At 48.1% G+C, this 15527-nt stretch carries 4 protein-coding genes, 9 tRNA genes and 5 rRNA genes; all 18 read right to left on the bottom strand.

What is annotated here, in order from left to right; genetic code table 11:
- Window positions 1-181: 181 nt before the first annotated feature.
- Window positions 182-2620 (bottom strand): ATP-dependent protease ATP-binding subunit ClpC, encoded by a 2439-nt coding sequence (gene clpC / locus FIU87_RS00575; protein ID WP_152442811.1) that lies wholly within the window; start codon window positions 2618-2620, stop codon window positions 182-184.
- 22 nt (window positions 2621-2642) lie between these two features.
- Window positions 2643-3707: a protein-arginine kinase McsB gene (locus FIU87_RS00570; RefSeq protein WP_152442810.1), complete on the bottom strand. Its 1065-nt coding sequence runs from the start codon at window positions 3705-3707 to the stop codon at window positions 2643-2645.
- Window positions 3708-4256 (bottom strand): protein-arginine kinase activator protein McsA, encoded by a 549-nt coding sequence (locus FIU87_RS00565; RefSeq protein WP_152442809.1) that lies wholly within the window; start codon window positions 4254-4256, stop codon window positions 3708-3710. It lies immediately after the preceding gene.
- Window positions 4257-4268: 12 nt separating this feature from the next.
- The gene (locus FIU87_RS00560) at window positions 4269-4730 is read right to left on the bottom strand and encodes a CtsR family transcriptional regulator (RefSeq protein WP_152442808.1); all 462 of its coding nucleotides are present in this window, start codon (window positions 4728-4730) and stop codon (window positions 4269-4271) included.
- Between the two features lie 1642 nt (window positions 4731-6372).
- Window positions 6373-6489 (bottom strand): 5S ribosomal RNA (rrf, locus tag FIU87_RS00550).
- Window positions 6490-6610: 121 nt separating this feature from the next.
- Window positions 6611-9544 (bottom strand): 23S ribosomal RNA (locus tag FIU87_RS00545).
- A gap of 205 nt (window positions 9545-9749) precedes the next feature.
- A 16S ribosomal RNA gene (locus tag FIU87_RS00540) occupies window positions 9750-11302 on the bottom strand.
- A 156-nt stretch (window positions 11303-11458) separates the two neighbouring features.
- Window positions 11459-11534 (bottom strand) — tRNA-Ala (locus tag FIU87_RS00535).
- A 20-nt stretch (window positions 11535-11554) separates the two neighbouring features.
- Window positions 11555-11631: transfer RNA gene (locus tag FIU87_RS00530), tRNA-Pro, on the bottom strand.
- Window positions 11632-11635: 4 nt separating this feature from the next.
- Window positions 11636-11712: transfer RNA gene (locus FIU87_RS00525), tRNA-Arg, on the bottom strand.
- A 23-nt stretch (window positions 11713-11735) separates the two neighbouring features.
- Window positions 11736-11824: transfer RNA gene (locus FIU87_RS00520), tRNA-Leu, on the bottom strand.
- Window positions 11825-11831: 7 nt separating this feature from the next.
- Window positions 11832-11906 (bottom strand) — tRNA-Gly (locus FIU87_RS00515).
- A gap of 9 nt (window positions 11907-11915) precedes the next feature.
- Window positions 11916-11996 (bottom strand) — tRNA-Leu (locus tag FIU87_RS00510).
- An 8-nt stretch (window positions 11997-12004) separates the two neighbouring features.
- Window positions 12005-12080 (bottom strand) — tRNA-Lys (locus FIU87_RS00505).
- A gap of 4 nt (window positions 12081-12084) precedes the next feature.
- Window positions 12085-12160: transfer RNA gene (locus tag FIU87_RS00500), tRNA-Thr, on the bottom strand.
- 32 nt (window positions 12161-12192) lie between these two features.
- A tRNA-Val gene (locus tag FIU87_RS00495) sits at window positions 12193-12268 on the bottom strand.
- Between the two features lie 11 nt (window positions 12269-12279).
- Window positions 12280-12396 (bottom strand): 5S ribosomal RNA (gene rrf, locus FIU87_RS00490).
- A 121-nt stretch (window positions 12397-12517) separates the two neighbouring features.
- Window positions 12518-15451 (bottom strand): 23S ribosomal RNA (locus FIU87_RS00485).
- Together the 16S, 23S and 5S rRNA genes with 9 tRNA genes alongside form the textbook arrangement of a ribosomal RNA operon.
- Window positions 15452-15527 lie beyond the last annotated feature (76 nt).

Below are 15527 nucleotides of genomic sequence, written 5' to 3'. Positions count from 1 at the left end.
ATTCATTCCTCTCCTTAGAACAAAAAAGGAATGAAATACCATTGTTTTCCTTAATCTAATGATACATTATTTCTAGCCTGTTAATCCATTGTAAACCCTTGGAAAATATAAGAAAGGGAGGAAAGCCTACGGTGTTATGGCTTCCCTCCACTTTCTATTTCGTCGGTGCGACGGACATCCTTTATTTCACTTTCTCTGCTGAGCGGACAGCAAATTCTCCGTCCACCACATCTAATAAGATCTTTTTCCCCTTTTCAATATTGCCACGTAGAAGCTCCTCAGATAACTTATCTTCTACATGCTTTTGGATCGCTCTGCGCAATGGTCTAGCTCCATACTCTGGATCATAGCCCTCTTCAGAAATTTTCTCTTTCGCAGCATCTGTTAATTCCAGCTCAATATCCTGTTCTCTCAAACGTTTAGTTAACTGATCAGATAGCAGCGTAACAATTTCCTTCAAGTGCTTCTTCTCTAATGAATGGAACACAATCATTTCATCGATACGGTTAAGGAATTCTGGACGGAAAGCTTTTTTCAGCTCCTCCATCACTTTCCCTTTCATATCTTTATAGTTTTGATTTTCATCCTGAACATTAAAGCCAACATATTTGTTGCGTTTCAATGCATCCGCCCCAACGTTTGAGGTCATGATGACAAGTGTATTGCGGAAATCAACGGTACGACCCTTTGAATCCGTTAAGCGGCCATCCTCTAATACCTGCAAGAGAATGTTAAATACATCCGGGTGTGCTTTTTCAATTTCATCTAATAAGATAACAGAGTAAGGCTTACGGCGAACCTTTTCTGTTAACTGTCCACCCTCATCATATCCTACGTATCCTGGAGGGGACCCCACAAGTCTTGAGGTCGCATGTTTTTCCATATACTCCGACATATCGATGCGGATCATCGCATCCTCATCACCGAAGATGGATTCTGCTAACGCTCTTGCAAGCTCCGTTTTCCCTACCCCTGTAGGACCTAGGAAGATGAACGAACCAATAGGGCGCTTTGGATCCTTTAAGCCTGCACGTGCTCGACGAACGGCTTTGGATACAGCTTTTACAGCTTCATCCTGCCCAATCACTCGAGAGTGAAGCAATTCTTCCATATTTAAAAGCTTATCCGTTTCGGTTTGTGCTAGCTTAGATACTGGAATACGCGTCCAGCTAGAAACAACCATCGCAATATCTTCGACTGTGACCTCTGAATTTTCTTGGCCTTGCTTTTCTTTCCAAGTTTTCTTCGTTTCTTCTAATTGCTCGCGCAGTCGTTGCTCGGTATCTCTTAAAGAAGCAGCTTTTTCAAATTCCTGACTCTGTACAGCAGCATCCTTCTCATTGCGAACGGACTCAAGCTTTACTTCCAGCTCTTTCAGATTTGGCGGTGTCGTAAAGGAGCGTAAACGAACCTTCGAGCCTGCCTCATCAATTAAATCAATCGCTTTATCCGGTAAGAAGCGGTCAGAAATGTAACGATCCGATAACTTAACCGCCTGCTCAATTGCTTCATCGGTAATGGATACACGGTGATGCGCTTCATAGCGATCTCGCAATCCAGTTAAGATTTGAATGGACTCTTCAATGGTTGGTTCATCCACTTGAATTGGCTGGAATCGACGTTCAAGAGCCGCATCCTTTTCGATATATTTACGATACTCATCTAACGTAGTAGCACCAATACATTGTAATTCCCCACGTGCAAGAGAAGGCTTCAAAATATTCGATGCATCAATCGCACCTTCTGCTCCTCCAGCTCCAATCAACGTATGCAACTCATCAATGAACAGAATGATGTTTCCTGCCTGACGAATTTCATCCATGACCTTTTTCAGGCGGTCCTCAAATTCGCCACGATATTTCGTTCCAGCAACCACTGTTCCCATATCGAGCGTCATCACGCGCTTATCACGAAGGATTTCCGGCACCTCATTGTTGACAATCTGCTGTGCTAAACCTTCTGCGATCGCTGTTTTACCAACGCCTGGCTCCCCAATTAACACTGGGTTATTTTTCGTTCTTCTGCTTAATACTTCAATTACACGTTGTATTTCTTTGCTTCGGCCAATCACCGGATCAAGACTTCCTTCACGAGCAACAGCCGTCAAGTCTCTTGCCAAACTATCCAGAGTAGGGGTGTTCACGTTATTAGAGGACCCACCTTGATGACCTCCGGAGGATTCATTGCTGCCAAGTAGCTGCAACACTTGTTGGCGTGCTTTATTTAAGCTTACGCCCAAGTTATTTAAAACGCGGGCAGCAACTCCTTCTCCCTCACGAATTAACCCAAGCAGCACATGCTCTGTTCCAACGTAGGAATGTCCAAGCTTTCTTGCTTCATCCATGGAGAGCTCGATCACTTTTTTCGCTCTTGGTGTATAGTGCGGAATGGATTGTCCGCTATCTTGTCCTCTACCAATTAAATTTTCTACTTCTTTTTGTATTTTTTCTGGTCCCAAGCCAAGGGCAATCAACGCTTTCGCCGCAATACCTTCTCCTTCTCTTACCAATCCAAGAAGAATATGCTCTGTTCCAATATTCGTATGACTTAAGCGCAAGGCTTCTTCCTGAGCAAGCGCTAATACTTTTTGAGCTCTTTCTGTAAATCGACCAAACATCATACAAAATCGCCTCCTAAAGTTTTTATCTCTTTAATCTCATTCTTTCCCGAATTAAGCTCGCCCTTCGAACATCTCGTTCCTTTGGCTTTAATGGTCCTCCAGCATATTGCTGCAGAAAACCAGGCTGCGTTAAAATCATTAATTCATTTAAAATAGATCGGGATATATCTTCAATAAATCCTAAGTCAATGCCAAGCCTTACATCTGATAAACATTTTGCTGCCTCTTTCGTCTCCATAATCCTGCTGTGTAAAAGTAACCCGTATGAGCGAAACACTCTGTCTTCTAATTGTATGTTGGAAGTTTTCACTAATGCTTCACGGGCAGAGCGTTCCTGAGTTATCAGCTGATTCACAACACCAAGCAAATCCTGAACAATATCCTCTTCACTTTTACCGAGTGTCATTTGATTAGAAATCTGAAAGATGTTCCCTAATGCTTCGCTACCTTCCCCATAAATTCCTCTAACAACTAATCCTAATTGATTAATTGCTGGAACAATTCGGTTCATCTGCTGCGTAAGAACCAATGCTGGAAGGTGCATCATGACCGAGGCCCTAAGCCCCGTACCCACATTAGTCGGACAACTTGTTAAGTATCCTTTTTTCTCCTCAAAAGCATAATCAATATTTCCTTCTAACCAATTATCAAGAGAATTTGCCATTTGCAATGCTTGCTCGAGCTGCAAACCAGGATACAAGCACTGAATTCGGATATGATCCTCTTCATTTATCATAATGCTCACTTCTTCATTCGGTGATAATAAACATGCACCATATGATGAATCCTCCGCGAGCTGTGGACTTATCAGATGCTTTTCCACCAGCACTCTTTTTTCTAAGTTGTTTAGCTCCTCCATCAAAAGGAACTCCATTTCACCAAGCTCGTGAAAAGTCTTTCCTCCAAAATGCTGCTTCATAACATCCACAACCATTTGTGACTCTTCATTGCTAGCTACAGTTGGAAAAACCATTTTCTCTAGATTCCTAGCTAGCCTTACCCTGCTGCTTAACACAATATCAGATGAGGGCCCTTCCTGCTTCATCCAGGAACTCACCGCATTATTTAAAAAGTGTTCAAGAGACATCTAGTGCTCCCCCTCTCTTTTATCACTTAATTCTCGCTCAAGCTCTCTGATTCTATCTCTCGTATTGGCTGCACTCTCAAACTCCTCTTGCTGTATCAACTCCTGCAGCTCCTGCTTCAATTGCTCTATTTCTTTACGAACATGCAAGCTTCCACCAATTCTTGTTGGTATTTTCCCAGCATGCTCTGTATTCCCGCTATGAAGCCTTTTTAAAATAGGCTGTAATCTATCGGAAAAAGTTTTATAGCACTCCGAACAACCAAAGCGGCCAATTTTTGCAAACTGCTGATACGTCATTTTACAGCGTTCACACTGTAACACCTTCTGTGGCTCCAAGTTTTCCTTTTTCGGATTTGCAAGCGGCTGTTCCGTATTTAAAAGTCCTGCTAATAGGTTATTGATGGAAAATCCAGATCCACCTGTAAACATTGCCATATTCCCCTTTTCATGGGCACAATGCTCACAAACATGAATCTCAGACTTTTCTCCATTGATGATTTTCGTAAAATGCAAGGTAGCCGGTCGCTCATTACACTCCTGACACACCATTGTTTATCCCCCCTACCTATATTTCAACGTCGTTAACATCGCTATTAACATCCTAGCACGCAATTCATCCCGTTCAGGCAGCCCCAAGTACAACACGGATCGGTCCATCACACTCAGCATAATCTTAGCCTCCCGCGGGGAAATCACCTTCTCTTCCACCAACCGAAATACAACATCCTCAGCATTCGATTGTGTTACTCTTGCATCTATTAATTCAATAATTTGATTGATCATTTGCAACTGGTCATGAGGTTTTATTTTTATTATCCTAATATAGCCCCCGCCACCACGCTTGCTTTCTACTAAATATCCTCGTTCCATCGTAAAACGAGTATTTATCACATAATTAATTTGAGAAGGTACACATTCAAACCTGTCTGCAATTTCACTCCGCTTGATTTCTGCAGCATTTTCCCTGCTTTGCTCCAGCACCTGCTTCAAATATTGTTCAATCACATCAGATATGTTCCGCATGCTCTCCCTCCAATCTGACCTTGACTATCTTTGACTATAATTAAAATATATAAAACCTCTAAAAAAATTTCAACAAATAACCTTCGCTAAATTTTGGCATCAGCAGCTTTTAAAGACCATATATGTAATCCTATGTAGAATCGTTGGGAATCTTCAAGCCCATTATACTATCAGAATTCCACTTTTTTTCGGTCTCTAAACGTGTATTGGTCAAATTTGTTCAAAGTGGTGAGAATGGGGGGGTGGCGGGCAATGAGTTTGGGAAGTGGAGGTAGAGAAGTGGTGGATATTTAATGGAGATTGTTATACCGGTATGCAGTTTTGACCATCTAACTCCATACTTTACCCCATCTTTTCATTGTAAAATAAACAAATGAAGCACTTGCACTTGAACTGTTCCCATACAATATTAATCGCACAGTCCGAGCTCATTCACACCTTCTATTGCAGCAACCTTGCGTTTGTTCATGATTTCTTGGAAGTAAGTTCAACGAAAATTCCTTTTTATATTCATGGCTTTTTGATGCATGTGTTAGGGGTGGGTGGAGTAGGTTAGGGGGATGGGCCGGACTGGGGCATAGAATGGGTGGCTGGGATGGCGGCGAGGATACCTGTGGATTGGTGCTGTTTTGGTTGCTTGACCTATTTTTACGGTGCGGACGCTTTTTTGTGTCTTCCAGACTAACTGCTCGACCTATTTTTTCTAGCTCTACTCATTTTTGCGTCGTCCACCACCTCTGCTCGACCTATTTTTACGAGTGCTGCTCATTTTTGCGTCGTCCACCACCTCTGCTCGACCTATTTTTACGAGTGCTACTAATTTTTGTGTCGTCCACCAACTCTGCTCGACCTATTTTTACGAGTGCCACTCATTTTTGCGTCGTCCACCACGTCTGCTCGACCTATTTTTATCAGCTCATTTCATTTTTAGGTCGTCCGATCGAGAAAATTTGTGACTAAAATAGGATCGGCATCAACTCGGGGCTTTTTGGCATGAACTCGACCAATTTTGGCACGAACTCGGACCGTTTCGGCATCAACTTGCCTGGTTTTGGCACGAACTTTTGAAAAAGATTATTTTGATTACCTTTTTTTGTAATAAACACCTAAATTCCAGGCATTTTTACCACGCAATGTCTCATGAGCACGTCAAGCTTGGCTATCTAACTAAAATAATCACCCCAAACCCCATCTTTTCATGAAAAATAAGCAAATTTTGCACTTAAAAACACAAAAAAACCAGCGCCTACTCACATAAGCACTGGTTTCTCTCATTTGCCTGGCAACGTCCTACTCTCACAGGGGGACAGCCCCCAACTACCATCGGCGCCGCAGAGCTTAACTTCCGTGTTCTAGGCGTCCTCATAGGAGCGGCGCATTTCTGCGTCAGCTCGGTCGGTCCGGTCCTGGTGTACCCAAAGAACGTACACTCCGGTCCTCCCTCGGTCGCTTCCTTGATCTACTTGCTCCTCTGAGCCCGCCACTCGAGCATCGGTTTTCTAGAAAAACACATCGAGTATTTCCAATTAGATGACCTAACGGTCCGTCCCCTTAGCTACCTTTCCTTCCCTCATACCAACAAGAGAAAAGAAAACACAAAAGAACCAGCGCCTACTCTCATAAGCACTGGTTCTTTTCATTTGCCTGGCAACGTCCTACTCTCACAGGGGGACAGCCCCCAACTACCATCGGCGCTGAAGAGCTTAACTTCCGTGTTCGGTATGGGAACGGGTGTGACCTCTTCGCTATCGCCACCAGACAAATTATATTATACGGTTTTCCAAAGGAAAATCAAGCTATTTTTCAAGCTTTTTTGTTCCTTCAAAACTAGATAATGTGTTCCTATCAAGAATTCTATCGTGTCATCATGTAAATCATATTGGGTTAAGTCCTCGATCGATTAGTATTCGTCAGCTGCACGTGTCGCCACGCTTCCACCTCGAACCTATCTACCTGATCATCTTTCAGGGATCTTACTTACCGAAGTAAAAGGAAATCTCATCTTGAGGGGGGCTTCATGCTTAGATGCTTTCAGCACTTATCCCGTCCGCACGTAGCTACCCAGCTATGCCTTTGGCAAGACAACTGGTACACCAGCGGTGCGTCCATCCCGGTCCTCTCGTACTAAGGACAGCTCCTCTCAAATTTCCTGCGCCCACGACGGATAGGGACCGAACTGTCTCACGACGTTCTGAACCCAGCTCGCGTACCGCTTTAATGGGCGAACAGCCCAACCCTTGGGACCGACTACAGCCCCAGGATGCGATGAGCCGACATCGAGGTGCCAAACCTCCCCGTCGATGTGGACTCTTGGGGGAGATAAGCCTGTTATCCCCGGGGTAGCTTTTATCCGTTGAGCGATGGCCCTTCCATGCGGAACCACCGGATCACTAAGCCCGACTTTCGTCCCTGCTCGACTTGTAGGTCTCGCAGTCAAGCTCCCTTGTGCCTTTACACTCTGCGAATGATTTCCAACCATTCTGAGGGAACCTTTGGGCGCCTCCGTTACTCTTTAGGAGGCGACCGCCCCAGTCAAACTGCCCACCTGACACTGTCTCCCAGCCCGATAAGGGCTGCGGGTTAGAATTTCAATACAGCCAGGGTAGTATCCCACCGACGCCTCCACCGAAGCTAGCGCTCCGGCTTCCAAGGCTCCTACCTATCCTGTACAAGCTGTACCAAAATTCAATATCAGGCTACAGTAAAGCTCCACGGGGTCTTTCCGTCCTGTCGCGGGTAACCTGCATCTTCACAGGTACTATAATTTCACCGAGTCTCTGGTTGAGACAGTGCCCAGATCGTTACGCCTTTCGTGCGGGTCGGAACTTACCCGACAAGGAATTTCGCTACCTTAGGACCGTTATAGTTACGGCCGCCGTTTACTGGGGCTTCGGTTCAAAGCTTCGCTTGCGCTAACCTCTCCCCTTAACCTTCCAGCACCGGGCAGGCGTCAGCCCCTATACTTCGCCTTACGGCTTCGCAGAGACCTGTGTTTTTGCTAAACAGTCGCCTGGGCCTATTCACTGCGGCTCTCTCGGGCTTTAACACCCTAACAGAGCACCCCTTCTCCCGAAGTTACGGGGTCATTTTGCCGAGTTCCTTAACCAGAGTTCTCTCGCTCACCTTAGGATTCTCTCCTCGCCTACCTGTGTCGGTTTGCGGTACGGGCACCTCACTCCTCGCTAGAGGCTTTTCTTGGCAGTGTGAAATCAGGAACTTCGGTACTATATTTCCCTCGCTATCACAGCTCAGCCTTATAGGAGAAGCGGATTTGCCTACTTCTCAGCCTTACTGCTTAGACGCGCATATCCAACAGCGCGCTTACCCTATCCTTCTGCGTCCCCCCGTTGCTCAAACGGAGTGGAGGTGGTACAGGAATATCAACCTGTTATCCATCGCCTACGCCTTTCGGCCTCGGCTTAGGTCCCGACTAACCCTGAGCGGACGAGCCTTCCTCAGGAAACCTTAGGCATTCGGTGGAAGGGATTCTCACCCTTCTTTCGCTACTCATACCGGCATTCTCACTTCTAAGCGCTCCACCAGTCCTTCCGGTCTAGCTTCAACGCCCTTAGAACGCTCTCCTACCACTGTTCGTAAGAACAGTCCGCAGCTTCGGTGATACGTTTAGCCCCGGTACATTTTCGGCGCAGAGTCACTCGACCAGTGAGCTATTACGCACTCTTTAAATGGTGGCTGCTTCTAAGCCAACATCCTGGTTGTCTAAGCAACTCCACATCCTTTTCCACTTAACGTATACTTGGGGACCTTAGCTGGCGGTCTGGGCTGTTTCCCTCTTGACTACGGATCTTATCACTCGCAGTCTGACTCCCATGGATAAGTCTTTGGCATTCGGAGTTTGACTGAATTCGGTAATCCGATGAGGACCCCTAGTCCAATCAGTGCTCTACCTCCAAGACTCTTACTACATGAGGCTAGCCCTAAAGCTATTTCGGAGAGAACCAGCTATCTCCAGGTTCGATTGGCATTTCACCCCTACCCACACCTCATCCGCTCACTTTTCAACGTGAGTCGGTTCGGGCCTCCATTCAGTGTTACCTGAACTTCACCCTGGACATGGGTAGATCACCTGGTTTCGGGTCTACGACCACGTACTCATGCGCCCTATTCAGACTCGCTTTCGCTACGGCTCCGTCTCTTCGACTTAACCTTGCACGGGATCGTAACTCGCCGGTTCATTCTACAAAAGGCACGCTATCACCCATTAACGGGCTCTAACTACTTGTAGGCACACGGTTTCAGGATCTATTTCACTCCCCTTCCGGGGTGCTTTTCACCTTTCCCTCACGGTACTGGTTCACTATCGGTCACTAGGGAGTATTTAGCCTTGGGAGATGGTCCTCCCTGCTTCCGACGGGATTTCTCGTGTCCCGCCGTACTCAGGATCCACTCAGGAGGGAACGAAGTTTCAACTACAGGGTTTTTACCTTCTATGACGGACCTTTCCAGGTCGCTTCATCTACCCCGTTCCTTTGTAACTCCATGTAGAGTGTCCTACAACCCCAAGAGGCAAGCCTCTTGGTTTGGGCTAATTCCGTTTCGCTCGCCGCTACTCAGGAAATCGCATTTGCTTTCTCTTCCTCCGGGTACTAAGATGTTTCAGTTCCCCGGGTCTGCCTTCCATACCCTATGTATTCAGATAAGGATACTGCTCCATTACGAGCAGTGGGTTTCCCCATTCGGAAATCTCCGGATCAACGCTTACTTACAGCTCCCCGAAGCATATCGGTGTTAGTCCCGTCCTTCATCGGCTCCTAGTGCCAAGGCATCCACCGTGCGCCCTTAATAACTTAACCGTTGACCAAAATTGGTCTGTGTCGATATCAGCGATGATATCTATTAGAAAATTACTAAGATGAACGATATTTTGTGAATATCTTGATATTAGTTACATTATCTAGTTTTCAAGGAACAAATGAGACAAATCGTCAGATTTGCCATTCATAATTGAGAGAATGCTCTCTCAAAACTAAACAAAACAACAAGCGTCTTTATCCTTAGAAAGGAGGTGATCCAGCCGCACCTTCCGATACGGCTACCTTGTTACGACTTCACCCCAATCATCTGTCCCACCTTAGGCGGCTGGCTCCAAAAGGTTACCCCACCGACTTCGGGTGTTACAAACTCTCGTGGTGTGACGGGCGGTGTGTACAAGGCCCGGGAACGTATTCACCGCGGCATGCTGATCCGCGATTACTAGCGATTCCGGCTTCATGCAGGCGAGTTGCAGCCTGCAATCCGAACTGAGAACGGTTTTATGGGATTGGCTCGACCTCGCGGTTTTGCTGCCCTTTGTACCGTCCATTGTAGCACGTGTGTAGCCCAGGTCATAAGGGGCATGATGATTTGACGTCATCCCCACCTTCCTCCGGTTTGTCACCGGCAGTCACCTTAGAGTGCCCAACTGAATGCTGGCAACTAAGATCAAGGGTTGCGCTCGTTGCGGGACTTAACCCAACATCTCACGACACGAGCTGACGACAACCATGCACCACCTGTCACTCTGTCCCCCGAAGGGGAAGGCTCTATCTCTAGAGTGGTCAGAGGATGTCAAGACCTGGTAAGGTTCTTCGCGTTGCTTCGAATTAAACCACATGCTCCACCGCTTGTGCGGGCCCCCGTCAATTCCTTTGAGTTTCAGTCTTGCGACCGTACTCCCCAGGCGGAGTGCTTAATGCGTTAGCTGCAGCACTAAAGGGCGGAAACCCTCTAACACTTAGCACTCATCGTTTACGGCGTGGACTACCAGGGTATCTAATCCTGTTTGCTCCCCACGCTTTCGCGCCTCAGCGTCAGTTACAGACCAGAGAGTCGCCTTCGCCACTGGTGTTCCTCCACATCTCTACGCATTTCACCGCTACACGTGGAATTCCACTCTCCTCTTCTGCACTCAAGTTCCCCAGTTTCCAATGACCCTCCACGGTTGAGCCGTGGGCTTTCACATCAGACTTAAGAAACCGCCTGCGCGCGCTTTACGCCCAATAATTCCGGACAACGCTTGCCACCTACGTATTACCGCGGCTGCTGGCACGTAGTTAGCCGTGGCTTTCTGGTTAGGTACCGTCAAGGTGCGAGCAGTTACTCTCGCACTTGTTCTTCCCTAACAACAGAGCTTTACGACCCGAAGGCCTTCATCGCTCACGCGGCGTTGCTCCATCAGACTTTCGTCCATTGTGGAAGATTCCCTACTGCTGCCTCCCGTAGGAGTCTGGGCCGTGTCTCAGTCCCAGTGTGGCCGATCACCCTCTCAGGTCGGCTACGCATCGTCGCCTTGGTGAGCCGTTACCTCACCAACTAGCTAATGCGCCGCGGGCCCATCTGTAAGTGATAGCCGAAACCATCTTTCAACAAGAAACCAGGAGGTTTCTTGTATTATCCGGTATTAGCTCCGGTTTCCCGAAGTTATCCCAGTCTTACAGGCAGGTTGCCCACGTGTTACTCACCCGTCCGCCGCTAACTTCTATAAAAGCAAGCTTTTAAGAAGTTCGCTCGACTTGCATGTATTAGGCACGCCGCCAGCGTTCGTCCTGAGCCAGGATCAAACTCTCCAATAAAGAGTTTGAGCTGTTGCTCAAAATTTGTTGCTAGCTTGTTACTTAAATTCGTTCATGTTAACCCCGTAAGGTCAACGTGGACGCTGTTGTTTTGTTTAGTTTTCAAAGAGCATCGGTAATATTGAAGGTTGTTTTCACTAGTAGATGAAAACATCCTGGTGGAGCCTAGCGGGATCGAACCGCTGACCTCCTGCGTGCAAAGCAGGCGCTCTCCCAGCTGAGCTAAGGCCCCTTAAACATATGATTTTCTACTGGTCGGGAAGACAGGATTTGAACCTGCGACCCCTTGGTCCCAAACCAAGTGCTCTACCAAGCTGAGCTACTCCCCGTAAATGGCGCGCCCGAGAGGACTCGAACCCCTAACCTTTTGATCCGTAGTCAAACGCTCTATCCAATTGAGCTACGGGCGCATTATCTATTAATTTGAAAAAGATGGTGCCGAGGACCGGAATCGAACCGGTACGGTAGTCACCTACCGCAGGATTTTAAGTCCTGTGCGTCTGCCAGTTCCGCCACCCCGGCAATTCAATGGAGCGGAAGACGGGATTCGAACCCGCGACCCCCACCTTGGCAAGGTGGTGTTCTACCACTGAACTACTTCCGCTAACTATAATGCGGGTGAAGGGACTCGAACCCCCACGTCAAAGACACTAGATCCTAAGTCTAGCGCGTCTGCCAATTCCGCCACACCCGCATGATAAATGGTGTGCCATGAAGGACTCGAACCTTCGACCCTCTGATTAAAAGTCAGATGCTCTACCGACTGAGCTAATGGCACAAGATGGTGCCGGCGATAGGAGTCGAACCCACGACCTACTGATTACAAGTCAGTTGCTCTACCAACTGAGCTACACCGGCATATAAGAAACTTTCACTTCGTGAAAAAATAATGGTGGAGGATGACGGGATCGAACCGCCGACCCCCTGCTTGTAAGGCAGGTGCTCTCCCAGCTGAGCTAATCCTCCATTTTTAATCCGCCTGGCAACGTCCTACTCTCACAGGGGGACAGCCCCCAACTACCATCGGCGCTGAAGAGCTTAACTTCCGTGTTCGGTATGGGAACGGGTGTGACCTCTTCGCTATCGCCACCAGACAAATTATATTATACGGTTTTCCAAAGGAAAATCAAGCTATTTTTCAAGCTTTTTTGTTCCTTCAAAACTAGATAATGTGTTCCTATCAAGAATTCTATCGTGTCATCATGTAAATCATATTGGGTTAAGTCCTCGATCGATTAGTATTCGTCAGCTGCACGTGTCGCCACGCTTCCACCTCGAACCTATCTACCTGATCATCTTTCAGGGATCTTACTTACCGAAGTAAAAGGAAATCTCATCTTGAGGGGGGCTTCATGCTTAGATGCTTTCAGCACTTATCCCGTCCGCACGTAGCTACCCAGCTATGCCTTTGGCAAGACAACTGGTACACCAGCGGTGCGTCCATCCCGGTCCTCTCGTACTAAGGACAGCTCCTCTCAAATTTCCTGCGCCCACGACGGATAGGGACCGAACTGTCTCACGACGTTCTGAACCCAGCTCGCGTACCGCTTTAATGGGCGAACAGCCCAACCCTTGGGACCGACTACAGCCCCAGGATGCGATGAGCCGACATCGAGGTGCCAAACCTCCCCGTCGATGTGGACTCTTGGGGGAGATAAGCCTGTTATCCCCGGGGTAGCTTTTATCCGTTGAGCGATGGCCCTTCCATGCGGAACCACCGGATCACTAAGCCCGACTTTCGTCCCTGCTCGACTTGTAGGTCTCGCAGTCAAGCTCCCTTGTGCCTTTACACTCTGCGAATGATTTCCAACCATTCTGAGGGAACCTTTGGGCGCCTCCGTTACTCTTTAGGAGGCGACCGCCCCAGTCAAACTGCCCACCTGACACTGTCTCCCAGCCCGATAAGGGCTGCGGGTTAGAATTTCAATACAGCCAGGGTAGTATCCCACCGACGCCTCCACCGAAGCTAGCGCTCCGGCTTCCAAGGCTCCTACCTATCCTGTACAAGCTGTACCAAAATTCAATATCAGGCTACAGTAAAGCTCCACGGGGTCTTTCCGTCCTGTCGCGGGTAACCTGCATCTTCACAGGTACTATAATTTCACCGAGTCTCTGGTTGAGACAGTGCCCAGATCGTTACGCCTTTCGTGCGGGTCGGAACTTACCCGACAAGGAATTTCGCTACCTTAGGACCGTTATAGTTACGGCCGCCGTTTACTGGGGCTTCGGTTCAAAGCTTCGCTTGCGCTAACCTCTCCCCTTAACCTTCCAGCACCGGGCAGGCGTCAGCCCCTATACTTCGCCTTACGGCTTCGCAGAGACCTGTGTTTTTGCTAAACAGTCGCCTGGGCCTATTCACTGCGGCTCTCTCGGGCTTTAACACCCTAACAGAGCACCCCTTCTCCCGAAGTTACGGGGTCATTTTGCCGAGTTCCTTAACCAGAGTTCTCTCGCTCACCTTAGGATTCTCTCCTCGCCTACCTGTGTCGGTTTGCGGTACGGGCACCTCACTCCTCGCTAGAGGCTTTTCTTGGCAGTGTGAAATCAGGAACTTCGGTACTATATTTCCCTCGCTATCACAGCTCAGCCTTATAGGAGAAGCGGATTTGCCTACTTCTCAGCCTTACTGCTTAGACGCGCATATCCAACAGCGCGCTTACCCTATCCTTCTGCGTCCCCCCGTTGCTCAAACGGAGTGGAGGTGGTACAGGAATATCAACCTGTTATCCATCGCCTACGCCTTTCGGCCTCGGCTTAGGTCCCGACTAACCCTGAGCGGACGAGCCTTCCTCAGGAAACCTTAGGCATTCGGTGGAAGGGATTCTCACCCTTCTTTCGCTACTCATACCGGCATTCTCACTTCTAAGCGCTCCACCAGTCCTTCCGGTCTAGCTTCAACGCCCTTAGAACGCTCTCCTACCACTGTTCGTAAGAACAGTCCGCAGCTTCGGTGATACGTTTAGCCCCGGTACATTTTCGGCGCAGAGTCACTCGACCAGTGAGCTATTACGCACTCTTTAAATGGTGGCTGCTTCTAAGCCAACATCCTGGTTGTCTAAGCAACTCCACATCCTTTTCCACTTAACGTATACTTGGGGACCTTAGCTGGCGGTCTGGGCTGTTTCCCTCTTGACTACGGATCTTATCACTCGCAGTCTGACTCCCATGGATAAGTCTTTGGCATTCGGAGTTTGACTGAATTCGGTAATCCGATGAGGACCCCTAGTCCAATCAGTGCTCTACCTCCAAGACTCTTACTACATGAGGCTAGCCCTAAAGCTATTTCGGAGAGAACCAGCTATCTCCAGGTTCGATTGGCATTTCACCCCTACCCACACCTCATCCGCTCACTTTTCAACGTGAGTCGGTTCGGGCCTCCATTCAGTGTTACCTGAACTTCACCCTGGACATGGGTAGATCACCTGGTTTCGGGTCTACGACCACGTACTCATGCGCCCTATTCAGACTCGCTTTCGCTACGGCTCCGTCTCTTCGACTTAACCTTGCACGGGATCGTAACTCGCCGGTTCATTCTACAAAAGGCACGCTATCACCCATTAACGGGCTCTAACTACTTGTAGGCACACGGTTTCAGGATCTATTTCACTCCCCTTCCGGGGTGCTTTTCACCTTTCCCTCACGGTACTGGTTCACTATCGGTCACTAGGGAGTATTTAGCCTTGGGAGATGGTCCTCCCTGCTTCCGACGGGATTTCTCGTGTCCCGCCGTACTCAGGATCCACTCAGGAGGGAACGAAGTTTCAACTACAGGGTTTTTACCTTCTATGACGGACCTTTCCAGGTCGCTTCATCTACCCCGTTCCTTTGTAACTCCATGTAGAGTGTCCTACAACCCCAAGAGGCAAGCCTCTTGGTTTGGGCTAATTCCGTTTCGCTCGCCGCTACTCAGGAAATCGCATTTGCTTTCTCTTCCTCCGGGTACTAAGATGTTTCAGTTCCCCGGGTCTGCCTTCCATACCCTATGTATTCAGATAAGGATACTGCTCCATTACGAGCAGTGGGTTTCCCCATTCGGAAATCTCCGGATCAACGCTTACTTACAGCTCCCCGAAGCATATCGGTGTTAGTCCCGTCCTTCATCGGCTCCTAGTGCCAAGGCATCCACCGTGCGCCCTTAATAACTTAACCGTTGACCAAAATTGGTCTGTGTCGATATCAGCGATGATATCTATTAGAAAATTACTAAGATGAACGATATTTTGTG

Source organism: Bacillus sp. THAF10 (assembly GCF_009363695.1).
In the GTDB taxonomy this organism is placed as follows: Bacteria; Bacillota; Bacilli; order Bacillales; family Bacillaceae_I; genus Sutcliffiella_A.
Note: the sequence above shows the minus strand (reverse complement) of the source record. Positions and strands in the feature narration are given on the sequence as shown.